This is a genomic window from Clostridium beijerinckii (assembly GCF_008705175.1).
GTDB lineage: Bacteria > Bacillota > Clostridia > Clostridiales > Clostridiaceae > Clostridium > Clostridium beijerinckii.
Genome location: NZ_CP043998.1, coordinates 4,670,799 through 4,694,527 on the forward strand (window position 1 = coordinate 4,670,799; position 23,729 = coordinate 4,694,527).

The window sequence follows — 23,729 nt, forward strand, 5'->3', positions numbered from 1 at the left end:
ACATTAAGTATCTTGTATTGCTACATAAGAATTACTTATATGTATAATAAATAATATATAAATTTTATTTATTGTACATATATTCTCTTGTCATAGGAATATCATCATTTATTCCTTTAGAAATTAGTAATTGATGAATATCTATCACTCCATTATTAAATATTGCCGCACATGAACAAAGATAAAGTTCCCACATTCTTATAAATTCTTCATCAAACATTTTAGAAACTTCACTTAGATTGTTATTAAAATTCTCTCTCCAATATAGTAAAGTCTTAACATAATGCCTTCTAAGATTTTCAACATCGATAGTATGGAAATTATAATTACTACAAATGTCTATAATTTCTCTAAAACTTGGAATAACCGCTTCTTTAAGAATATACTTTTTAATCCATGGATCTACAGAATATTCTTTTAATGAATTGATATAATCCAATAAACATAACCCTTTTGGTTTTAAGACAGAATCAATATTTTTTATAAATAGTTCATAATTCTCTCTTCCTATATGCTCAACCATGCCAACACTTACAATTCTATCAAATGATAATCCACTTTCAGCTAAATTTCGGTAATCCATAAGTCTAACTTCTAGTAATTTTTCAAGCTTTCTTTCTTTTATTCTTTCATTAAATTTTTTATATTGCTCTTTGCTTAATGTAATTCCAATACCATGAATACTATATTTTTCTGCTGCTTCAATAAGTAAAAATCCCCACCCACATCCTACATCCAAGACGCTCATGCCTTCTTTTATGTCTAACTTTGCTAGTATATGATTAATTTTATTAATTTGTGCGTCATGCAAACTATCATTATTTGATTTAAAATATCCACATGAATATGTCATAGTATCATCGAGCCATAAACTATAGAAATTATTCCCTATATCATAGTGCTCTTGAATCTCACCTTTTTGTTTTTTTGAAGAATTGGATTGAAAAATCGTATTTTTTACTGGCTTACTACCTGATGAGATTTTATCAATCTGACTAATAAATATATTTATAACTTCAAATAAATCTCCTTTTATCTCTATATTCCCTTTCATGTAAGCTTCACCAATAGCAAGGAACGTACTTCTAATTAAGTCTGTTTTACTTATTTCTCCCTTAATATTTATTTCGAATCGAGGCGTACCCTTCCCTATAATAAATTCTTTATTATTTTGAAACTTAATCCTATATGGTATATCATCAAATTTTGACAAATATTTAACATAAAGACTATTTATTAGATTCATATAGAATTCCTTTCTATAATTTAAATACTGATTAATTTATACTATTATATAATTTCAAATATGCTATACATTAAATTCTATATTCAATATAAATAATTAAAGAGACAGTCGAGAACGCACAATAATTTTACGCTTCTCTAACTATCTCTTAACTAACTTCTCAAGTCATTTCATTTTGTATAATTATCTTTTTCCTCATTTTATTTGCTAATTTTTTTGTTACTTTCTTTAGTACATTTTTACAATCACAACTTTTAAATAATTTCCCTCAGGAAATTTATCTGTAACTGCAAAATCTTCTGAAAGAGTATGTTCTTCTAGAATTTCATAATTTCTATGTGATTCTTTAAAAGCTTCATCTATAAATTTCTTAAATTTGCCCATATTAAAAGTAGCACAGTTTGTTGAAGCTACAATTACTCCTTCATCCTCTGTTATATCTATAGCTGATTTAACCAATCCTTTATAGTCTTTTGCTGCACTGAATCTATTATCTTTTGATGTTGCAAAGCTTGGCGGATCAAGAATAACCACATCAAATTTTAATTCTTCCTTTTTTGCACGTTTAAAATATAGGAAAATGTCTTCAACAATTATTTCATGTTTTGTGAAATCAATATTATTTATAGTAAAGTTCTCAGTTGTTTTTTCTAGACTTCGGCTTGCTAAATCAACACTTGTAGTAATAGCACCACCTTTTGCAGCTGCCATTGAAAATGCTCCTGTATATGAAAAAGTATTTAAAACTTTTTTATTATTGGAGTATTTATCTTTGATAGACTTTCTTACTTCCTTTTGGTCTAAAAATACTCCAACCATAGCCCCATCATTTAAATAAATTGAGAAATTAACTTTATTTTCTTTAACTATAAGAGGTTCAGGTGCTTTTCTTCCACAAACATAGCTATCTTCATCTACAACCATACCATTTTCTTCAAATCTCTTTTTTTCATATATACCATCAAAAGAAACTAAGCTTTTTATAGCTTTAATTATATTGTCTTTAAATGTATATATACCTCTGCTATACCAAGTGATGAGATAATATTCATCGAAATAGTCAATCGTAAGCCCACCTATTCCATCGCCTTCACCATTAAATACTCTAAATGCAGACGTGTCTTTTGAATGATAAAATTTCATTCTTTTGGAAAATGCATTCCTAATCTTATCATAGAAAAATTTATAATCCAAATTGCTATTTTTACTGTTACTTAAAATCCATCCACAGCCTTTATTTTGTTTCCCATAATACCCCTTTCCTAAGAAAGTCTTTTTTTCATCTATAAGGGTTATGATTTGTCCTTCCTCTTTTAAATCTTTTATATTATCAAAAGCTTCTTCAAGAATTAAAGGATATCCATTTTTATATTTCTTAACAAATTCTTTTTTTACTGTAAGTATTGCTTCTTTCATATATGTATTTACCTTCCCGAAAACTATTGTATTAAATTCTAAATAATTATACCATAAATCTAAACTAGTTAATTACTAATTTAAAATTGCATATTTTATCGTGTACACTATATATTATTGTTTCTTTGCTCCAGATTAGATACTGATTAATTTATACCATATATAATTTTAAATATGCTATAGATTAAATGCTATATACAATAGAAATAATTAAAGAGATAGTCGTGAACCCGCAATAATTGTACGATCCAACTATCTCTTAAATAACTTCTCTATTCATTTCATTTTTGTCTAATATTTTATACATCAAATTACATATAATATACTTGTTTAATCTATAAACTATTGAATTAAAATTCTACTATCGTCTCTTATAGTTTCGTTTAATTTAGGTAATATAATTTGCAATTCTCCATTTTGGAATTTTGCAGAAATTCTTGATTTATCAACGTTCTCAACATGAAAAGTCCTTGATATTTTTCCATAAGCCCTTTCTCTTCTAATATAATTATCTTTTTCTTCATTTATTTCTTCATTTCTAAGAGCAGAAATAATTAAAGTATTGTCTCTGTATTCAAGGTTTATATCTTCTTTCTTAACACCTGATAATTCTGCACTAACTAAATATTCATTTTGAGTTTCTCTTATATCAGCATTAAATTTTTGGTTATTTCCAAAACCAAAACTCATTGGTGAAAAGAAATCATCATTGAAAAATCCATTGAAAAAATCTTCAATTGAGCCTCCCTTCTTGTCTAATCCGTTAGTTCTAAAAGGTATCAATCCAAACATACTAAGACCTCCTTAAGATATTTATTATTTGTTTTTACAAGTAAATTATAGCCAAAAGGTCAAAGAAGGTCAAAATCAGTTTTTGTCCTTTATTTTTTTTCTCTTACTATATATTTCTATAATATTAAATTATCTTTTACTTACATAGTATTTGCTTTTATTTTCTCTAATTTTTTATTGCTTATATATTTTTCATGATCTCTATTCTTTCACTTTGATTTCAAATCATATTTAGACATCTTTTCAGCTATATTTTGGGCTTGAAGTGATAATTCTTCAGTTGATGCCGCAGTTTCTTGTGCCTTAGCTGTGTTAATCTGTATAACTTCAGAGATTTCGTTAACTCTCGTTGTCATTTTCATTATCTCATTCGTTTGATCTTGCGATGCTAGTGATATTTCATTGACCAATTTAGCACTATTATCTACATTAACCACTATATTTTGTAATGAATTCGAAGCCTCTTTTGCTAAACTTTCACCTTTTTTAACTGCAAATAAAGAATTTCCTATTAACATATTAGTATTTTTAACTGCATTTGAGCATTGTTCGGCTAAGCTCTTAACTTCATTAGCTACCACCGCAAATCCTTTTCCAGTTTCTCCAGCTCTCGCAGCCTCAATAGCAGCATTAAGCGCCAAAAGGTTTGTTTGTGATGCTATATTTTCTATAGAGCTTGTAATCTTTGAAATCTGATTGGAAGATTGAGCAATCTCCTCTATAGATTTCATTAACTCTTCCATTTTGTGATTTCCTTCAGATACAATATCCTTGGTACTTTCCGATACTTTATTAGCTTCCTCTGCATTTTGGGCGTTTATAGTAACTTTAGTTAATATTTTATTAAAATTGTCTAAAAGTTTTTCTATTATACTTGCTTGATTTGTTGCTCCATCTGATAGTTCTTTTGTAATTAGTGATATTTGTTCTGATCTATTTGATGTTAACTCTACTGTCCTTGATATACCATAGAAATCACTATTCAATGTGTTTATAATACTCTCAAGCGACTCTTGTATAGGAATAAAATCGCATTTATATTGCACATTTTTCTCTAACTCTATATCCAAATTTCCAACTGATATTTTTTCTAAAATTGTTGTAATATCATCTACATATGAGTCTATCATCTCAATAGCGCTAATCAAATTACTTGCCATCTCACCCATTTCATCTGTAGATTCATAGCTACTTTCAACTTTGAGATTTCCATATAATAATTCTTCAGATATTTCTTTTATATTATTAATTCCTTTAATAAATATATCTGTCAACACGCCGCTTATTGTTGACGTTATTATTAGTGTACTGATCATTATGATTATTATAAATCCTAATATTATATTGTTAATTATATCTACCTTATGTAAAAAATTAGATGTTTGTTTTTGAGACTGTTTATATACTTCTATAACTTTATCTGCTATTCCATCTATTTGATAAGAATATGTATTTTCCATTACTGATAAGGCTGATATCTTCTCTTTCTTATTTATCAATTCCACTATATCACTTCTACTTTTTGCGGCTAATTCTACAGATGAATTAATCTCATCAATTAGCTCATAATCAGGTAGTGTTTCTTTTAAAATTTTAGAATTACTATCGAATTCTTTTACTTCTTCATTTACTAATTCTAAATATTTTTGTTCTTTCTCCATATCTTCCTCAGCTATTGCTTTATAAAGATTTTTCTCTATTTTTTGTAAACTAATTCTCATATTTGATATATTATCTGAAAGTGCATATGATTTCCTATATGACAAATTGGTTTTATAAGAAAACATATATAAAATACTTACTATTATAATCATGCTTATTATTGTAAACATATTGATTATTAAGAATGATTTTTTTATTTTCTTATTTATTGGATCTCCTGATATAAGTTCATGTAATCTTTGGTACATAACTGTTTCCCCCCGAATAATAAAATACATTTTTCCTTTTTATAATCATGATTAATTTATCTTTCTTGCTAATTAATCATCGAAATTAATGATGGTATGAGTTTTAATTACATTAATTTTTCTTTTCGCCATTTAATTGATAATGAATTTCATTTACTATTATATCAATTTATGTACCAAATTCAAGACATATATGAAAAAATATGAAATATAAGTAATTCTATGATTTTTTATAACACAAAAAAACCTCACTATAAATTTGATATCTATAGAGAGGTTTTCCTTTTACTAATAATTGGACATTTCTATTAGCTGACAATATTTCATGTGCTTATCCAAACACATCTATGAATCTTTAAAACATAACTATTACTTTTACATAAATATTTTCCCTCAACACCTAGTCTTATATATAGAATAAATTTCCATAAATTATGCTCTTGTATTTAATTCACTCAATACTCTTTTATGTTCTTTTTCATCTAAGTTATAGAAGAATATTGCAACAAGTTCAATAATTACAAATATTACTGGAATTGCAGTCATTGTGATTAAAATGCCATGTAATGCTGTCTCAGTTTGAGCGTGATTTGCAACATAACCGAATTTCGCTAGTATTAATCCAGGAACAATTCCTCCAATCGCCATACCAAACTTGAAGAAGAATCCAACTAGCGCATAAATAACACCACTTGCACGTTTACCTGTCTTATATTGACCATAATCGATAGTTTCAGGAATTAGCGCCCATGTGAATGCACCTGCAGTGATGGTACCCAATGCTGCGATTAATCGTCCTGCAAATACAAGTGGAACCATTGTTGCAGGAATAACAAATAAAGCTATTAATCCAATTGCTTTCAAAGATAAAGCAGTAAATAATAATTTTTTCTTACCCATCCATTTATACATTAATGGCATTAACGGCATAAGTATTAGTGCAGGTAGAGTTCCCATTAAACCATACCATTTTACTAAATCTGGTCTTGCAACATTATAAGTAACATAATAAATCCCAACAGAATTAACTATTGAGTTAACGCCAAAATTAAGAATAAAGAACATACATATGATAACTAGTGGACGATTTGACTTTAACTGAATAAAAATATCTTTAACATTGATTTTTGCATCTTCAGAATGATCTATTTGAACGCGCTCTTTAGTATTCAAAAAGCAAAAGATTAGTAGAAGTGCACCTAAAATTCCCATTATTGACATGGTAATTTGCCATCCTGTGCTTGTTTTTCCAGTCATATTTGTAAATATTCCAGCTAAAAGCGGTACACCAAAAGAAACAATTAATCCTCCGGTATTTGAAAATAACATTCTGATTGAAGTTAGGCTTACAACTTCCTTGTTATCTTGAGTAATCGCTGAAGTAAGTGCTGCATAAGGAATGTTAACTACTGAATAAGTTACTGATAATAGTATATAAGTAACATACGCATATACTAATTTCATAGGATCTGAAAATGCTGGAGTTGTAAAACAAAGTATAGCTACTCCTGCAAAGGGAAAAGCACCATATAAGATATATGGACGAAATCTTCCGTATTTTGTATTCGTTTTATCCACCACTGTCCCAATTAGTGGATCCATTACAGCATCAAACAGTCTTACTATTAGAAACATGAATCCAACTGCTGCAGCCGAAATTCCAAAAACGTCTGTATAGAAGAATAGTAGATAGCTACTTACTGTTTGATAAATAAAGTTACAAGCTAAATCTCCTGTGGCATACCCCACCTTTTCTTTCATAGTAATTTTTTCAGAAATCTTAGATCTTACTTGACTGATATTCATTTAAAATTCATCCTCCATTTTTAATTTATAATATTTTTCTTCATACACTTCTATAAAATTTTGTATTTTCTAAATATCTATCCTCCTTATAATTTAGTATTTATATAGTCGGTTGCGGGATTCCGCAACCTTTAACTAGTCCAATCTTTTAAAAATCATATATTTACAGCTTGTTTTGATAAAAACATAAAATAAATCGTTTACCTCTATCTGTTTAATAAGCAATTCATATTTTAATAAAACTATATTAGGTTTTCTTTATACATAAAATAATCAAAATCAGCAGATTTATTATTTCCGCTAACATCCTGACAGTGCATACCTACAAATGCCCCTGTAAAGCACGCTCCTCCACCTACATAATCATCTGATAATTTTTTAGATTCAAAACTTGTAGGTATTTCCTTCCATTCCACTCCATCAAACGAATAAAAGAACTTATATTCTTCAACCCTAACTTCTACTTTTAGGTGTACGTATTCAACATTTTCTGGTACTGGTATCATATTTTGAGCTAGTGGTTGTGAAAATTCAAAGTTATCACAAGAAATAATATCAATTACTCTTCCTTTTTCTTCATTCCAAGTTACATCAATTGTTGTCCAATTTTCTGTGTTATAGTAGCATACAAGACCTGCTGATTGCTGAAAAGTATCTGGATTGAAGGACACACCTGTTGCCGCATCAAAATTAAAAGATTGCCACCTTCTAGCGACTAAGGCCTGTGTAAATTTAGATATTAATGATTCTTTTCCGTATAATCTCATATTTCCTGGATTTTCTGTTAAGGACATTATATCCTCAGTCAACGGAATACGTAGTGATTGAAAATTAATGTTCAATTTATCATTGTCGAAATGATCTAATTCCTTAAAACTAGGTTCCCATTTTACTTCTTTCATATTAGGAGCATCAATTTCTATTGAACCTTCTTTACCACCTACTACATATGGCCATCCATCAATCCACTCAAGTTTTTGAATAGCTGTTTCTCTTCCAAGTGGACAATATCCTCTTGGCGCTGTATGTGGAAGTGGTTTCCCAGTTTCTTTATCATATCCTCTCACTTCAGTGTCAGGAACTTCATCTGATGGAAGTGGCCTTCCTGTTAAATGAACTAAATACCATTCATCAGTATGAGTGTGTACAATAGATGCATGACCACATTTTTGTAATTCATTTATAGGCTTATCCCACGCAGTAAGAATAGGATTATCTGGGTGTATTTCATAAGGTCCTTCAATATTTTTAGAACGTGCTATTGTAGCAGCATGCTCATATTTTGTTCCACCTTCAGCTGTTAAAAGATAGTAATAATCTCCAATCTGATACAAGTGAGGCCCTTCTGTTAATTTAAGATCTGTACCCTTAAAAATTAATTTAGATTCCCCAATTAATTTTTCTTCTTCTGGAGAATATTCTTGCATTACAATACCTGCAAATCTATGGTTATATACCCTATTATCAAACAGCATATTCAATAAATATTTTTTCCCATTTTTATCATGGAATAAAGAAGGGTCAAAACCTGAACCATTTAACTTAACTGGTTCACTCCACTCTCCATCAATAGTTTCACAAGTAACTAAATAGTTGTAGCAATCTTTCCAAATTCCTTTTGTAACTTTTACATCTGTATATATTAGCCAAAATTTATTGTCACTATAGCTTAAACATGGAGCCCATATACCACCAGAATCAGCATTTCCTTTCATGTCAAGTTGTGAAATTCTATTTAGAGGGTGAGCAACTAGATTCCAATTAATTAAATCTTTAGAATGATAAATTTGTACTCCAGGAAACCATTCAAAAGTGGATACTGCAATATAATAATCCTCGCCTACCCTACAAATACTTGGGTCTGGATTAAATCCTCTTAATATTGGATTTTTAATTTTCATTATTAACTTCTCTCCTTTAACTAATTAAATATTTATTTATAATTTTCATCTAAATCATAAAAATTAATGAACTTCTGATATAATTCCATTTGTCATAAGTATTCATCTCTGTAAATAGACCTTGATTTTTAACTTTCCCCTATAAAATTCAGATATTTTATGTTAAATTAATTTTTTATTAATAATCGTTTACAAAATGCTTATTATTATATAATTACTCTAAATAAGCGCCTTTCATTGCTGATACAGCTCCCCTTGTATAACGTCCAAATATCCCTTTTCTTGGTCCTGTTTTAGGGAGACTCCAATTTGCTTTTCGTTCTTCTAATATTTTTTCTATCTCCTCCAATTTATATGATTTTCCATTGATTCCAACAATATTTAGCTTTCTCTCCTTTATATCAAGCTCAATTAAATCTCCTTCTTTTACTAACGCGATTGGCCCTCCGGTTGCTGCTTCAGGCGATATATGTCCAACACATGGTCCTCTTGTAGCTCCTGAAAAGCGCCCATCTGTTAATAAAACTGTTGATCCATTTAATCTGCTATCACATACTATAGCCTCTGTTGTCATAAGCATCTCTGGCATCCCAGATCCCCTTGGCCCCTCATAGCGTATAATCAAGACTTCTCCTGGATTAATCTTATCTTCAATTACAGCATTATGACAATCTTCTTCACAATCAAATACTCTTGCAGCTCCCACATGATACATCATATTTTCTGATACTGCTGCATATTTGATAACTGCACCTTCTGGAGCTAAATTTCCTTTCAGAACTGCAATAGATCCCATTTCCTTTGTTGTCTCAACTGGTTTTATTAACTGATCTCGATTTAATCCATAATTATGAAGATATCCTTCTATTCTGTCAAAGAAACCATCATTTTTTATATCCTCAAGATTTTCTCTTAGGGTCTTACCTGTTACTGTTAGTACATCCAGATTTAAATAATCCTTTAATAACCACTGTACCATAGGAATACCTCCAGCAAACCAAAAGGCTTCAGTTGGGTACTCTCCACTAGGATATATGTTTCCTATGTGTGGAATCTTATGATTAATCTCATCGAATAGTTCAGGTTTTAATTCTATGCCAAGTTCATAAGCTATAGCAGGAAGGTGCAACATTACATTAGTTGATCCACCTATAGCCGCATGTACAACAATTGCATTGTAAAACGCTTCTTGAGTAAGTATATCCTTTGTTGTAATATTTGCCTTAACCAAATTCATAATTTGCCTTCCAGCTTTTCTGGACATTGCTGTTATATCTCTCATTGTAGCAGGCGCAAGTGCACTTCCTGGCAACGCTAAACCTAGTGCTTCAGCCATACATTGCATGGTGCTTGCAGTACCAAGAAACTGGCAAGCTCCTACAGATGGACAGCCAGTCAATTTAAAATCTCGGACTTCTTGATCAGTTATAGCACCTTTTTTCTTTTCTCTTAAAGAAATATCTCCAGCCTTAATAGATGTAGACATATATGGAGCTGGTCTCATGCTTCCACCAGGAACAAATATAGTTGGTATATCCATACGCGCAGCCGCTTTAAGATGAGCAGGAATTGATTTATCGCACGAAGAAATTAAAACCATTCCATCCCATGAAACAAATGATCCATGAATTTCTACCATATCCGCAATAACTTCCCTTGAAGCTAATACAAAATTCATTCCATCATGTCCTTGAGCACATCCATCACAAATATCTGTAACGTGAAATTGTCCTGGACGTCCTCCTTTTTCATACACACCAATACTTACTTGCTGCGTTAATCCCATAAGATGAGAACTTCCTGGATGACTATCTCCAAATACATCATCAATAAGTATTTGTGGCTTTTTTATATCTTCTTCATCCCAATCCATTCCCATTTGAAGAGAATCAAATTGTGACCAAAGCTTACGCTCTGAAATGCTTTTTGGTGTTATAGAATTCTCTAACATTAGTAATCTCCTTTCAATAATTTATTACTTTAAATATTTAGTGCAATCTAGACATAATCATCTATTTATTTTTCTATGATTTCTTGTATTTTATTTTTTATATCATCATTTATTTTAATATTATAATTTCTTATAGATGTATTTATATCTAACTTTAAAGATATATTAACTGCTTCTTTTAGTCCTACTATAAATGGATTTGTCAAATCATACAATTCAGTCAATCTATTTATTTTATCTTGGAGTATAAATAATTTTTCAAAGTCTCTATTTAGAACAGCTTTATACGTATCTACAAATAATTTTGCATTTACATTAGTTAATCCACCTATAATACCATCTCCTCCAGATAATAAGTTAGGTATTAAGTATTCATCAAATCCAGAAATTACACAGAAGTCTTTACGAACTTTCTTTACTTTTTGGACGAACCTTCTAATATTGCTAATAGAATCTGTAGTATCTTTAATGCCAACAATATTATTAAATTCATTTGCTAATCTTAACACTAATTCATATGATACGTTTATAGATGTCCTAGCAGGAAAATTATAAATTATAATAGGTAATTCCGTATTCTTCGCTATTATTGAATAATATTCGTATATATAATTTTCATCTAAACCAAAAAAATATGGAGTTATAATCAAAGCAGCATCTGCTTTTGCATCACTAGCACATTTATTTAATTCGATAACTTCTTCTATATTGTTATCCCCAGTTCCAACTATTAATTTTGTTCTCCCATTTATAACTTTAGATACAAACTTAATATAATCTTTTTTTTCTTCTAAAGAAGAAAAATTAAAAAATTCTCCAATCGATCCTAATATGACAATCCCATTTACTTCGTCTTTTATTAATTTCTCAATCAAAATCTCTAAACTTTTCTTATCAATCTTCCCTTCTTCATTGAAAATAGTCACTATTGGTGTATAAATTCCTTTAAACATAAAGCCTCCTTGTGTTTCATATTTGAAACACCATTCTATATATTGATTATTTTTTTGAGATGATTGATAAAATCATCTCAAAAATTAAAATAAACTTTCTTTTTTATATCCTAATTTTTTTGAAATATCCAGTGCAACTTTAGTTATAAGTTCTGCACACACTCCAATACGCTCATCATTAATTTTCATCTTTAACGTAGAAATAGATACTGCTGCTATTGCTTGACCCATCCTATTATATATAGGCACAGCTATACAAAATAATCCTTCCTCATTTTCCTCATCAGAAATAGAGTATCCTCTTTCTCTAATTAAATTTAAGTTTTCCATTAAGGATTCTTTATTCGTTATTGTACTCTTAGTTTTAGGAATAAATATAATCTGTTCAAAATAATTATTTAACTGCGCACTATTATAAGTTGCTAAAATAGCCTTACCTAAACTTGTTGAATACATTGATGTTCTAGATCCCAAATTACCAGTTGTTCTTAAAGTGCCTTTTGATTCATGCTTATCTAAATATACAAGTTCATTATCATTTACTACTGCTAAAAACACTGTTTCTCCAATATCATTAGACAACTTTTCTAAAAAAGCACTAGATATCTTAGTTAATTCCATCTTATTTAAATATAAGCTTCCAAGTTCAAAGACTCCTACCCCTAATTCATAACTCTTCAATTTCATGTTTTCTATTGATAGAAACTTTTCACTTACCAATGCATTAACTATATTAAATACACTGGTTTTAGGTATATTAAGATATTTACTTATTTCAGCAATTGTTACGGGTTCATCACTTTGCCCAACAAACCTTAAAATTTCTATTCCTCTTAGAATCGCTGTGTTCAAAAAGCTCACCTCACTGTTCCATATATAAAACGCCATTCCAATTATCGTATTTATTATATATTGTGCTATTCTTTCTGTCAATCGTATAATTGAATAAAATTAATATTTTATCCATTAATTCTTTTCTAATATATTCTCTAATTTGAAATCTAAATATTCTTATTTCATTGCTTTAAACATGCATGTTTGGGTTGTTATTGATATATCTCCATTTTTTTTAATATATTCTTCTAAATATTTCGTAAATTCTTTTTTCTTTTCACCAATAAGTATTGAACTTCCTTGAATAGTTGAAGCTTTATATGATACTACTGGTTCAGCATTATCTACTATTATTTTACCATCTAAAATTTCAACATCTACTTTATGAAAATATTTTTCAAGCATTCCTCTTCCGTGCTCTAGGTCAAATCTTTCTGAATACCCATTGTTATCTAACCCAGAATTAGGCGCAAAATTTTCTGAAAGTCTATTTAATTCCTTCATAGAATTACAAGAATTAGCTGTCACATAAAATACACCATTAGGCTTTAGTACTCTTTGTATCTCAGCTAAAGCCTTTTCTATATCTGGAACAAAATAAATCATATGTTGAGCGATGATTATATCAAAAGTTTCATCATTATAAGGTATTTCTTCAGCATTAATTTCTTCATAATGAAAATCATGATATACATCTTTCAATCTATTTCTTGCGATTCTAATCATACTTCTAGAAAAATCAGATATTGTAATATTTAAAGTATTCTCTATATAATCTTTATTCTTAAACCAAAGCTTTCCTGTTCCACATCCAAGTTCCAGTACATTTGCGTTTAATGAAAAATTCATCTGATTAAAACACCATTTATCAAAATCTATTTTATTTACATTATAGCTATGAAGATTACTTCTAATATTTAAGTTCTTATCTGTTTTATATTGTTCCCTAACCCTACTTTCCATATTAGTTACTTTTATGATATCAATCAAATTACTTGCATCTAGAAAACCATTTTTCTTTGCTGTATTTTGTGCTTTATTAAAAACATCAATTACAGCCTCAATATGTTTCTTCTTTTCTTCCAAGGCTTTCTTTTGAATACTTATCATATTCTCTAGGTTTTCTCCACTTTCATGTAATATATGACTTATTTCATTTAGCGACAACCCAATGAATTTTAAGGTTGTAATCTGCTGAAGCTTTAATAGGTCTTCTTCACAGTAAATTCTATATCCTGAATCAGTTTTTTCACTAGGCTTAAGTAATCCAATTTTGTCATAATGAAGTAATGTTTTCACTGTCACTCCTGATTTCTTAGCAAATTCACCAATTTTCAATTTATTTCCCTCCATAACATTATTCTAATCCATTACCTTAGGGTATAGTCAACTCTAATTTTAAGGACACACTATCTTTCATGACCTTTCCGATAAATTTTAATTAATATTATTAACTATTTTATGCGTTATACTCTTATTTTTTCCCATATAATTCCGATAAAATAATTGAAGGAGGAATAATTAACAATGAGCAGTATAACTATAAATTCAAATCGAACCAATTTATTCAAAAATATTAATATCAATTCAACTGATGACAAAAACAAAAATGTTGTTAATGGTAATTCTAGTATTACTAATAAACAAGATAAAAAAGAAAGCGGTTTAATGCAAAATCTTCTAAAGCAAAAACAAGAACTTAAAGAAGAAAAACAAGCATTGATGGCTAAAGAAATGGACGCAAAAGAGAAAAAAGCTAAAATGGATGAATTAAATCAAAAAATAAAGGATGTTGATTCTCAGATTCAACAGCTAAAGATTCAAGAAAAACAAGAAGAACTTCAAAAGAAACAAGATGAAATTTCAAAGAAAAAAGCTAAAGAGGAAACACCTAACAAAGACGATAATAAAACAAAAGGCGATGTAATAATTTCTGCTAGCTTAGGTGAACTTATTAAGATTAGTGGTTCACAAAAAACTATACATTTACTAAAGGATAGTAAAAACAGGCAAAAAGTAGAAGCTGAATATATCAAACCAAATAATATCGAAAACAGCTACGATAATAATCGTTTATCGCAAATAGGCGCAAGCATAGCCAATATAAACATGACCATTTCTAAAAAGATTGGAGACATAAATAAAAGTGCTGAACGCATTCAAGCTAAAACAGAATTAGCGCTTAAACAAATCAAAGATAAAGATGACAATAAGTTAAATGGAGAAACAAAAGACATAGATAATAATACTAATAAGTTAGATAAAAGTTCAAAAGATAAAACCAATAGTAATTTAAATACGGAACCTAATAATAATCCATATAATAAAACTACCGAAACTATAGTTTAGCTTCTAAAAAACATATTAAAATATTCCATCAGATTCAAAAAAACATAAGACAGCCCGCCTCATTGTATGGGCTGTTTTATATTTGTAAGAATAATTATAATAATTCTTTAACTACTTTTATAACTTCTTTTGCTATATATTCAGCATCTTCTAAAGATAATGTAGTATATACTGGAAGTGTGATCTCATTTTCATATTGTGCATAGGCATTAGGATAATCTTTAATATCATATCCAAGGTTTTTATATAGAGTTAGCATAGGAAGCGGTTTGTAATGAACGTTTGTTGCTATTCCTCTATCTGCTAACTTTTGAATAGCTTCGTTTCTCTTTTTCTCATCAAATCCTTTAACTCTATAAAGGTATAAATGATATGATGTCTCAGTTCCATTCTCATCTTTTGTAAATGGAATTATTGAAAATTCTTCTTTTGATAAAATATCACTATATATCTTAAATATTTGTCTTCTCTTTTCCAACATTTTCTCATATCTTTTTAATTGAACTAAACCTATGGCTGCCCCTATATCTGTCAAATTACACTTAAGTCCATCATTTATAATGTCATATTCCCATGCACCTGCTTTTAGCTTACTTAGAGCATCCTTTGATTGTCCATGCATAGCAGTAAATCTCATATATTTAAGTAAATCCTCATGATCACCAAAGTGGTTGTCATTAAATGTAACGGCTCCACCTTCTCCTGTAGTTAGATTTTTAACTGCATGAAACGAAAATGAGTGAAAATCACATTGAGATCCAACTGGTTCTCCCTTATATTTAGCACCAAAAGAGTGCGCTGAATCGCAAAGTATTATAATATCTTCTCTATTTTTATCCTTCAAAACTTTCTTTAAAGCATCATAATCAAACGGTACTCCTGCAATATCCACTGGCATAATTACCTTTGTTTTATCTGTAATCTTATCAGCAATTTTATCTATATCCATTTCGAAAGTATCTTTTTTAACATCAACATATATAGGTTTAATCCCTCTATGAATACCAACGCTTGAAGTAGCAGTATATGTATATGGAGTAGAAATAATTTCATCCCCCTCTTTTATATCAAATACTTTAAGGACTAGTTCCATTGCAGCAGTCGCACTATTTAATGCTAATGCTTTATTAACATTTAGATAATTTTGTATTCCTTCCTCAAACTCTGCGAGTTTTGGTCCAGAAGTAATCCAACCAGATCTTAATACATTACCTACTGCTTCTATTTCTTCTTCAGTTATATCTGGTGGTGAAAATGGTATCTTTTTCATACAATTCATCCTCTCTAATTTAAGCACAAAATTTTAATATATATGTTGCAATCCATAATGCACATTTCACAATTCACAATTACGGCTAAAATTCTTTCAATATTTTTAGAATTATGATGAATAATTATTTTTGTAACATATATATAATAGAATCTCTAAAAGTAATTTATAGAAAATAACTTTTATATTAGACTCTCTTTTATATTATTATAAACTCCACCCTTAGGTAAGAGTCAAGTTAAAAATATTTATCTTAGAATAATAAATAAACCACCATTTTCAGCTAGTCTATTTATAAACTAGTTTTTTCTAAAAATAGGTGGTTGTTTAATCAAGAAGCCCTTTCTACATACAATAATAACTTTTAACTATTTATTATCCCTGTTTCATGGAACTACCTAATTATAATTCAACAATTACTGGTAATATCATTGGCTTTCTCTTCATTTTTGTATAAACATAATTGTCAACTTCTCTTCTTATTCCATTCTTTATTTCCGCCCATTGAGTTATGTTTCTATCTAAGCATTTTTCTACAACGTTAGTAACTATATTTCTAACTTCGTCTATTAATTCTTCAGAGTTTCTTACATATACGAAACCTCTTGACACTATGTCTGGACCGGATATTATAATTTTATTTCTTATGTCTATAGCTATAACCACTGTGATTATACCATTCTCTGCTAGATTCTTTCTATCTCTAAGAACCATACTTCCTATATCTCCAACCCCCATACCATCTACAAGAACTCTTCCAAATGGTACTTTTCCTGATACTTTTCCAGTAGCTCTAGTTAATTCAAAAACATCACCATTTTCTAAAATAAATGTCTTAGATTTATCTACTCCCATACTCTCTGCTATTTTGGCATGAGTAATTAAATGCTTATACTCACCATGAACTGGTATAAAAAATTTAGGTTTTAATAAAGCTTGAATCAGCCTTAATTCTTGTTCACAAGCATGCCCTGAAACATGTATATCCTCTATTGATTTATAGATTACATTAGCACCTTTCTTTATTAGATCATTTATTAAGTTAGATACCGCCTTCTCATTACCAGGTATAGGACTTGCCGAGATAATAACCATATCTCCTTCTATTATTTGTATATGCCTATGTGTTGATGCAGCTATTCTTGATAATCCTGCCATAGATTCTCCCTGGCTTCCAGTTGTAACAATAGTTAGCTTATCATCTGGATAATTCTTTATTTCATCTAGACTTATTATCATATCTTCTGGAATAAGTAAATATCCAAGTTCCATAGCAACTTCAGATATATTTTCCATGCTTCTACCGCTAAAAGCTATTTTTCTATTATATTTTATTGAACAATCACTAATTTGTTGTAATCTATGAACATTTGATGCAAATGTAGATACTATAATCCTACCAGTAGCCCTACTGAAAAGATTCTCTAGTGTTTCTCCAACTGTTTTTTCTGACATTGTGTAGCCTTTATGAAGAGCATTAGTGCTATCTGCCATTAAGAGAAGTACACCTTTCTTCCCCAACTGAGCATATCTTTGCAGATCCATAACCTTCCCATCTATTGGTGTGAAATCCACTTTAAAATCACCGCTATGAACAATAACTCCTATTGGGGTATGCAATGCAATAGAACAGCTATCAGGTATACTGTGGTTATTTCTTATATATTCAATTTTTATTTGCTCTAATTTTATTAGTTCTCCCGGTTCAACAACATTTAATGTACAGTCACTAAGCATAGTATGCTCTTTTAATTTACCTTCTATTAATCCAAGTGTTAATCTAGTTCCATATATAGGAACATTAATTTGCTTTAATACATATGGTAGTCCACCAATATGATCTTCATGTCCATGGGTGATAAAGATCCCCTTAACTTTATTCTTATTTTTAATCAGGTATGTTACATCTGGAATTACTATATCAATTCCATATAAGTCTTCATCTGGGAATGCTAATCCACAATCTATAACTATTATTTCATTATCATATTCAAAGGCAGTCATATTTTTTCCTATTTCACCAAGTCCACCTAATGGAATTATCTTAAGTGGAATTTGTTTAGATTTTGTTTTTTTATTGATTTTATTTTTACTAATTCCAATTTCATTATTCTCCATATTATCACACCTCAAAAGTTTTTATTCTATGCTTTAATTATTTACAATTAACTTTAAATATATAAGTAAACTTTAAAATTTATTTTAACCTAAAAAGTAGCATCATAATTTAAAAATTATAATGCTACTTTTTATAGTTATATTCGTCTTTAAATATCATTAAATTATTTCGATATTAAGCCCATAAATTATATTTATATATATAATATGCATGGAATAATATCTTAATATTTTTACTGAAAATACATTGCTTTTAATTTATCAGCTATTTCATTTTCACAACTTGATATTTGTCTGATTCCATATCCAAGAAGCAATGGTGAACTGCTGAATCTTGGCATGACCTTACATAAAATTTTATTTTTTATATGATAGAAAAATATATTAAAACTATCACACTTCACGAAATAATTATTTAAAAGGTAATGAACTACCTTTCTAAGATTATATGCCAACTCATTTAATGCATATAAATCATCACTTATAATTATATTAAATTCAGTAAATCCATTAAATGGTTTATGTGATAGATTAACTAAACAATTATCACTTTTATGAATTTCTATTCCTTCAAAATAATCATCTTTTATATTTAATTTATAATCAATGTCATCAAGACCTACTATCTGCATATGAGGATGTTTTAAGCTTCCGCCAGAATTTGGACCATGGTTTTTATAAAATATTACTGATTTATATTCTCCGCTTGCCTCTATTCTTAGCCAATGTTTAACACTAAATCTTATTAAATCCTCCATATACTCTGCAGAATACTGTCCCATATCAGTATTACAATTATACGTTTCTATAATAACTAATTGATAAGTATCTTTTATAGTCGGATACTTATTTTTTAGTAATACAAATGGCCCGTCTTCATCAATAACATCTGTAAGTGTCTCTCTATTGCAAAACGGACATTCCTTTATATTTATTTTTTTAAATTCATTTGGCTTATCCTTATTAATTTCATTTAAAAATACTAAATACTTATCGTTTTCCATTTATATCACCAAAAACCTTCCATCAAAATCATTTTTTAATTAATACATGTGCACACTTTGAAGGAACAGTTATACTATTACCTTCTATCGCGTAAATTTCATCTACTCCAGCTCTTTCCTTATTAACAAGGACACTCCATCCACATTCCTTTAAATCTATAAATGCTTCCTCATCATTTGGGTTAAATATTACAACTATAGTATTACACAAGTTTTTCTCACTGTTATCTTCTATCTTATATGCTACAACATTTTCTTTGTAAAAATCCTCTCCATACTCTAAAAATGTTAAATTCTTCCTAATTTCTTCACTTGAATTCATTCTGAACGCTTTATATTTCTTTCTTAATTTAATTAGACCTTTATAGTAATTTACAATTTCTTTATATTCAAAAACTCTATCCCACTCTAAATTATTTACGCTATCAGGAGCATTATAACTATCATGACTAAAGCTTCCATCATCATTTTTCTTAGTCCTTAAAAATTCTTCTCCCGCTTGAAAGAAAGGTATCCCTTGAGATGTTAAAACTATAGCCGCTGCTAACTTGTTCATATTCTTACGTTTTTCTTGAGAAGACTCATTGTTAGTTAAATATAGTTTATCCCATAATGTATAATTATCATGAGCCGAAATGTAATTTATACATTGATAAGGCTCATTTGCCCATGCAAAGCGTGAGTATATGACTTTATCATAGTTAATGCCTTGTTTACCAGTAGCTCCTACAATACAGAATTTAATACTTTCTTCAATCCCTGTTCTACCATTTACATATCCTTTTTCATTTATATTAAACACATGTCCTTTAACTGAATCTCTAGTATCATCACTAAATGCTGCAATTTGCATTTTATCAAATTTTACTATATTTTGCTTTACTGATGACTCTTCACCACTTAATGGAGTCCAGCCTCCAGTCCAACCTTCACCATACATAAGTATAGATGTATCAATCTTATCTAACTCAGCTCTAATTTGCTTCATAGTATCAATATCATGTAAACCCATTAAATCAAATCTAAATCCATCTATATGATATTCCTTAGCCCAATAAATTACTGAATCAACAATAAGTTTTCTTACCATATATCGTTCTGAAGCTAATTCATTGCCACAACCAGATCCATTTGAAAAATTTCCATTTTGATCCTGTCTATAATAATATCCTGGTACTGCCAGATTAAGATTAGATTCATGACTTTTATAGGTGTGATTATAAACCATATCCATAACAACTCTAAGTCCAGCTTCATGTATACTTTTAACCATTTCCTTAAATTCTCTAATTCTCTTTTCTCCATTAAAAGGATTTGTTGAATACGATCCTTCTGGCGCAAAATAATTCTTTGGATCATATCCCCAATTATATTGTGGCATATCTGGTTTACTTTCGTCAACAGTTTCATAATCAAATGCCGGAAGTAAATGAACATGAGTTATTCCCAATTCCATTAAATAATCTATTCCTGTCTTTGTATATTTTCCTGGAATTGTAGTCCCATGCTCACAAAACGCGGTATACTTTCCTTTTTTATTTGAGCTTATTCCTGAATTCTCATTTATTGAAAAATCTCTTACATGAACCTCGTATATTACAGCTGCCGTTGCGGAGCTTAGCTCTGGTTTTCTATCTTCCTCAAAATTTATTGGATCTGTTTTTTTAAGATCTATTACCATTCCCCTGTTTCCATTAACCCCAAGGGCTTTTGCGTATGGATCTACAGCTTCTCTTTCATTTCCACTATTAATTATTAAGTAATTATAAAATTCACCTTCAAGATCTCTTTTCACCTCTATGTTCCAAGTTCCTTGTACTCCTCGATTCATGTCTAATATTTCTTCTGGTGCATTTGTATAATTCTTTTCATCCTTTCCAAATAGCGCCAGTCGGACATTATTTGCATTTGGTGCCCAAACTATAAATCTTGTACCATCTTTACAATATTCTGCACCAAGATTCCCATCATAGTTATTGTACTCATTATCTAATAAATTCATTATATTATTACCCCTTTTACTAGTTTTATTAAATGTTTTTCATGTAAATAATATTTACCCTATCCATATATTCTTAAATTCTAGCCGATTATCTCCATGTTACTTTCTTAATTCTGTTATTATTTTACCCGAAAATGCTGGGACCACTATGCTTGTTTCATTAGCATTAATCACTATTTCATTTTCATCTAATAAATCAATACCTTTTTCGAAGGGTAATTTAAATTCTAAAACACTTTCTTTATCAGATAAATTTAATATTACAAAAACTCTATCATTATCAGTATTTCTAGAAAATATGAATTGTTCATTCTTAACAACAACTTGTTCATAATCCCCATATCTTAATGCTTCACTATTAATTCTAATATTACCTAACCTTTTAATTAATTCAAATAACTTATCATCTTGTTCATCTATTTTTCCAAATTCTAATTCTGGTCTTAAAGGTAAGTCTGTACCATTTCCTTTAACTCCCTTGAGACCATATTCACTCCCATAATATACACTAGGCACACCTGGCATTGTATAAAGCAATATATATGAATTATATATATATTCTGGCTTTTTTAATGTACTTGCTAGCCTGTTAACATCATGATTATCAACGAAGTTATATAGACATAGATTCTTATAAATTCCGCCTAAACCAAATAATCTATTTAATGAATATGCAATTTCAAAATAGTTCTTATCGTTATGACTTGAATAAATTCCCTTATAACATTCATAATTTGTCACAGAATCGAGATTTTCAGGATTAGCCCATTTATTATAATCTCCATGAATAACCTCACCCATTAGCCAAAAATCCTTCTTCTTTCCTTCTACAAATCTCTTTAAAACTTTAAAAAACTCAAAATCAATGCTATCAGCTGCGTCTAACCTTAACCCATCTATATCAAATTCATCTATCCATGTACTTACAGCCTGTAACAAATGATTTCTAACTTCTTCATTCTTCAAATTAAGTTTGACTAAATCATAACAGCCATTCCAGCTTTGATAATTAAATTCATCCCCCATCGGACTTTTGCTATTGAAATTTAAATCTGCAAACCAGCTACAATACTTAGAATTTACTCCGTTTATCTGAACATCTTTAAATGCCCAAAATTCTCTTCCTACATGATTAAATACCCCATCTAAGATTATTCTTATATCATTCTTGTGTAACTGCTCACATACTTCTTTAAAATCCGCATTAGTTCCAAGTCTTTCATCAACTTTGTAGTAATCCTTGGTGTCATAACCATGATAACTCGACTGAAAAATTGGTGAAAAATAAACAGCATTAATTCTCATTTCTTTTAAATGAGGTATCCATTTTTCAATTTTGTTTAACCTATTTTTTTTATCATATACTTTACCTGGTTCTAAAACACCACAAAATCCAAGTGTATAGAATTGATAAAATATACTTTCCCTAATCCATAAATTCATAATCTCATCCCCTTTAGTTTATATACATTATACCACTTTGCCGCCATTTTTTTACACCACTAGTTTATAAATAATAAACCTGATTTTTAGACGCCCTTATATTTATCACCTTCCTAATTATATAAAAACTCTCCATAATTAGAAATACATATTGGAAGTTTATATATTTTATTTCTATAATAAGAAAATTTATATAAATATTATTATCATTTTTGTCACATACTAGATATTGAAATTAAATATCTACGGAGGTATAAGAATGAATACAAAAGCTATAAAATACATAACAACTTTCTTATTGGCAATAAATTGCCTAACATTTCTTCCTAAACCAACAGTTGCAAGTGCAGCTTCTTACTCACTTGGCGGCTTAAAGATTTCAACTTACTATGCTCATAAAGATAAATCTAATGGTTTTAATGTGTTTGGAGAGGAAAATTATAAATATCTTTCTGCCGAACAAAAAAAGGAATTGCTTGAATTAAAAAAATGTAAAAATAAAGGTCAGGATCTTTCAGAAGAGCAACAGAAAACTCTACATTCACTTATAGATTCTATCATCAAAGGAAAACTTGGAGATAAGGACTATGTAGATTTTAAAAGTTTAGTTGAAAAAAAACGTTCTAATGAGAATTTAACAGATGAAGAAAATGAACGATTAAAGGATTATACAGATATTATTAATGGTAACAAACTTTCAACCAAAGATATACTTAGTCAATTTCTAAGATAAA

General features: G+C 29.2%; 17 protein-coding genes. 2 read left to right on the top strand and 15 right to left on the bottom strand.

Translation table 11 applies throughout. The features are described 5' to 3' along the window. Positions 1–64 precede the first annotated feature (64 nt). The 10 genes from F3K33_RS21080 to F3K33_RS21125 all read right to left on the bottom strand — a co-directional run bounded on the left by F3K33_RS21080 (position 65) and on the right by F3K33_RS21125 (position 14,147). Positions 65–1,246, bottom strand: a complete 1,182-nt coding sequence (locus F3K33_RS21080; protein WP_039771572.1) for an SAM-dependent methyltransferase — start codon at positions 1,244–1,246, stop codon at positions 65–67. A 228-nt stretch (positions 1,247–1,474) separates the two neighbouring features. Then, a complete protein-coding gene (locus tag F3K33_RS21085; RefSeq protein WP_039771570.1) occupies positions 1,475–2,662 on the bottom strand; it encodes a class I SAM-dependent rRNA methyltransferase in 1,188 nt (395 codons plus the stop codon). A 342-nt stretch (positions 2,663–3,004) separates the two neighbouring features. Then, on the bottom strand, positions 3,005–3,454 hold the full coding sequence (locus F3K33_RS21090) for an Hsp20/alpha crystallin family protein (protein WP_039771568.1): 450 nt from the start codon (positions 3,452–3,454) through the stop codon (positions 3,005–3,007). A 209-nt stretch (positions 3,455–3,663) separates the two neighbouring features. After that, on the bottom strand, positions 3,664–5,364 hold the full coding sequence (locus F3K33_RS21095; protein WP_031275516.1) for a methyl-accepting chemotaxis protein: 1,701 nt from the start codon (positions 5,362–5,364) through the stop codon (positions 3,664–3,666). Between the two features lie 432 nt (positions 5,365–5,796). Then, positions 5,797–7,170: a glycoside-pentoside-hexuronide (GPH):cation symporter gene (locus tag F3K33_RS21100; protein ID WP_039771566.1), complete on the bottom strand. Its 1,374-nt coding sequence runs from the start codon at positions 7,168–7,170 to the stop codon at positions 5,797–5,799. A 242-nt stretch (positions 7,171–7,412) separates the two neighbouring features. After that, entirely contained in the window at positions 7,413–9,074 is a 1,662-nt protein-coding gene (locus F3K33_RS21105; protein ID WP_039771564.1) for a glycoside hydrolase family 43 protein, read from the bottom strand. 211 nt (positions 9,075–9,285) lie between these two features. Then, a complete protein-coding gene (gene ilvD / locus F3K33_RS21110; RefSeq protein ID WP_039771562.1) occupies positions 9,286–11,022 on the bottom strand; it encodes a dihydroxy-acid dehydratase in 1,737 nt (578 codons plus the stop codon). Positions 11,023–11,087: 65 nt separating this feature from the next. Further along, positions 11,088–11,975 (bottom strand): dihydrodipicolinate synthase family protein, encoded by an 888-nt coding sequence (locus tag F3K33_RS21115; protein ID WP_039771560.1) that lies wholly within the window; start codon positions 11,973–11,975, stop codon positions 11,088–11,090. An 84-nt stretch (positions 11,976–12,059) separates the two neighbouring features. After that, complete coding sequence (locus tag F3K33_RS21120) at positions 12,060–12,827, bottom strand: IclR family transcriptional regulator (protein ID WP_023973118.1); 768 nt, start codon at positions 12,825–12,827, stop codon at positions 12,060–12,062. 159 nt (positions 12,828–12,986) lie between these two features. Beyond that, positions 12,987–14,147, bottom strand: coding sequence for a MerR family transcriptional regulator (locus tag F3K33_RS21125; RefSeq protein ID WP_023973119.1), 1,161 nt, complete (start codon positions 14,145–14,147; stop codon positions 12,987–12,989). A 189-nt stretch (positions 14,148–14,336) separates the two neighbouring features. Here F3K33_RS21125 and F3K33_RS21130 point away from each other — a divergent pair, with 189 nt between their 5' ends. Next, entirely contained in the window at positions 14,337–15,158 is an 822-nt protein-coding gene (locus F3K33_RS21130) for a FlxA-like family protein (RefSeq protein WP_023973120.1), read from the top strand. Between the two features lie 94 nt (positions 15,159–15,252). Here F3K33_RS21130 and F3K33_RS21135 read toward each other — a convergent pair whose 3' ends face one another. The 5 genes from F3K33_RS21135 to F3K33_RS21155 form a co-directional block, all read right to left on the bottom strand. Continuing rightward, positions 15,253–16,428, bottom strand: coding sequence for a DegT/DnrJ/EryC1/StrS family aminotransferase (locus F3K33_RS21135; protein WP_031275518.1), 1,176 nt, complete (start codon positions 16,426–16,428; stop codon positions 15,253–15,255). Positions 16,429–16,830: 402 nt separating this feature from the next. Next, positions 16,831–18,546 carry a ribonuclease J gene (locus F3K33_RS21140; protein ID WP_023973122.1) on the bottom strand — a complete coding sequence of 572 codons (1,716 nt, stop codon included), beginning with the start codon at positions 18,544–18,546 and terminating at the stop codon, positions 16,831–16,833. A gap of 233 nt (positions 18,547–18,779) precedes the next feature. Next, entirely contained in the window at positions 18,780–19,550 is a 771-nt protein-coding gene (locus tag F3K33_RS21145; RefSeq protein WP_023973123.1) for a DUF4931 domain-containing protein, read from the bottom strand. 28 nt (positions 19,551–19,578) lie between these two features. After that, on the bottom strand, positions 19,579–21,552 hold the full coding sequence (gene pulA / locus F3K33_RS21150) for a type I pullulanase (protein ID WP_039771557.1): 1,974 nt from the start codon (positions 21,550–21,552) through the stop codon (positions 19,579–19,581). A gap of 99 nt (positions 21,553–21,651) precedes the next feature. Next, positions 21,652–22,995: an alpha-amylase family glycosyl hydrolase gene (locus F3K33_RS21155; protein WP_039771554.1), complete on the bottom strand. Its 1,344-nt coding sequence runs from the start codon at positions 22,993–22,995 to the stop codon at positions 21,652–21,654. 259 nt (positions 22,996–23,254) lie between these two features. Here F3K33_RS21155 and F3K33_RS21160 point away from each other — a divergent pair, with 259 nt between their 5' ends. Continuing rightward, positions 23,255–23,728 carry a hypothetical protein gene (locus tag F3K33_RS21160; RefSeq protein ID WP_017209115.1) on the top strand — a complete coding sequence of 158 codons (474 nt, stop codon included), beginning with the start codon at positions 23,255–23,257 and terminating at the stop codon, positions 23,726–23,728. The last annotated feature ends 1 nt before the right edge of the window (position 23,729 follow it).

Bases quoted from the DNA above. Each gene is read 5' to 3' on its own strand.
- F3K33_RS21080 (WP_039771572.1), bottom strand. From the start codon at position 1,246: ATGAATCTAATAAATAGTCTTTATGTTAAATATTTGTCAAAATTTGAT.
- F3K33_RS21085 (WP_039771570.1), bottom strand. From the start codon at position 2,662: ATGAAAGAAGCAATACTTACAGTAAAAAAAGAATTTGTTAAGAAATAT.
- F3K33_RS21090 (WP_039771568.1), bottom strand. From the start codon at position 3,454: ATGTTTGGATTGATACCTTTTAGAACTAACGGATTAGACAAGAAGGGA.
- F3K33_RS21095 (WP_031275516.1), bottom strand. From the start codon at position 5,364: ATGTACCAAAGATTACATGAACTTATATCAGGAGATCCAATAAATAAG.
- F3K33_RS21100 (WP_039771566.1), bottom strand. From the start codon at position 7,170: ATGAATATCAGTCAAGTAAGATCTAAGATTTCTGAAAAAATTACTATG.
- ilvD (WP_039771562.1), bottom strand. From the start codon at position 11,022: ATGTTAGAGAATTCTATAACACCAAAAAGCATTTCAGAGCGTAAGCTT.
- F3K33_RS21115 (WP_039771560.1), bottom strand. From the start codon at position 11,975: ATGTTTAAAGGAATTTATACACCAATAGTGACTATTTTCAATGAAGAA.
- F3K33_RS21130 (WP_023973120.1), top strand. From the start codon at position 14,337: ATGAGCAGTATAACTATAAATTCAAATCGAACCAATTTATTCAAAAAT.
- F3K33_RS21135 (WP_031275518.1), bottom strand. From the start codon at position 16,428: ATGAAAAAGATACCATTTTCACCACCAGATATAACTGAAGAAGAAATA.
- F3K33_RS21140 (WP_023973122.1), bottom strand. From the start codon at position 18,546: ATGGAGAATAATGAAATTGGAATTAGTAAAAATAAAATCAATAAAAAA.
- F3K33_RS21145 (WP_023973123.1), bottom strand. From the start codon at position 19,550: ATGGAAAACGATAAGTATTTAGTATTTTTAAATGAAATTAATAAGGAT.
- pulA (WP_039771557.1), bottom strand. From the start codon at position 21,552: ATGAATTTATTAGATAATGAGTACAATAACTATGATGGGAATCTTGGT.
- F3K33_RS21155 (WP_039771554.1), bottom strand. From the start codon at position 22,995: ATGAATTTATGGATTAGGGAAAGTATATTTTATCAATTCTATACACTT.
- F3K33_RS21160 (WP_017209115.1), top strand. From the start codon at position 23,255: ATGAATACAAAAGCTATAAAATACATAACAACTTTCTTATTGGCAATA.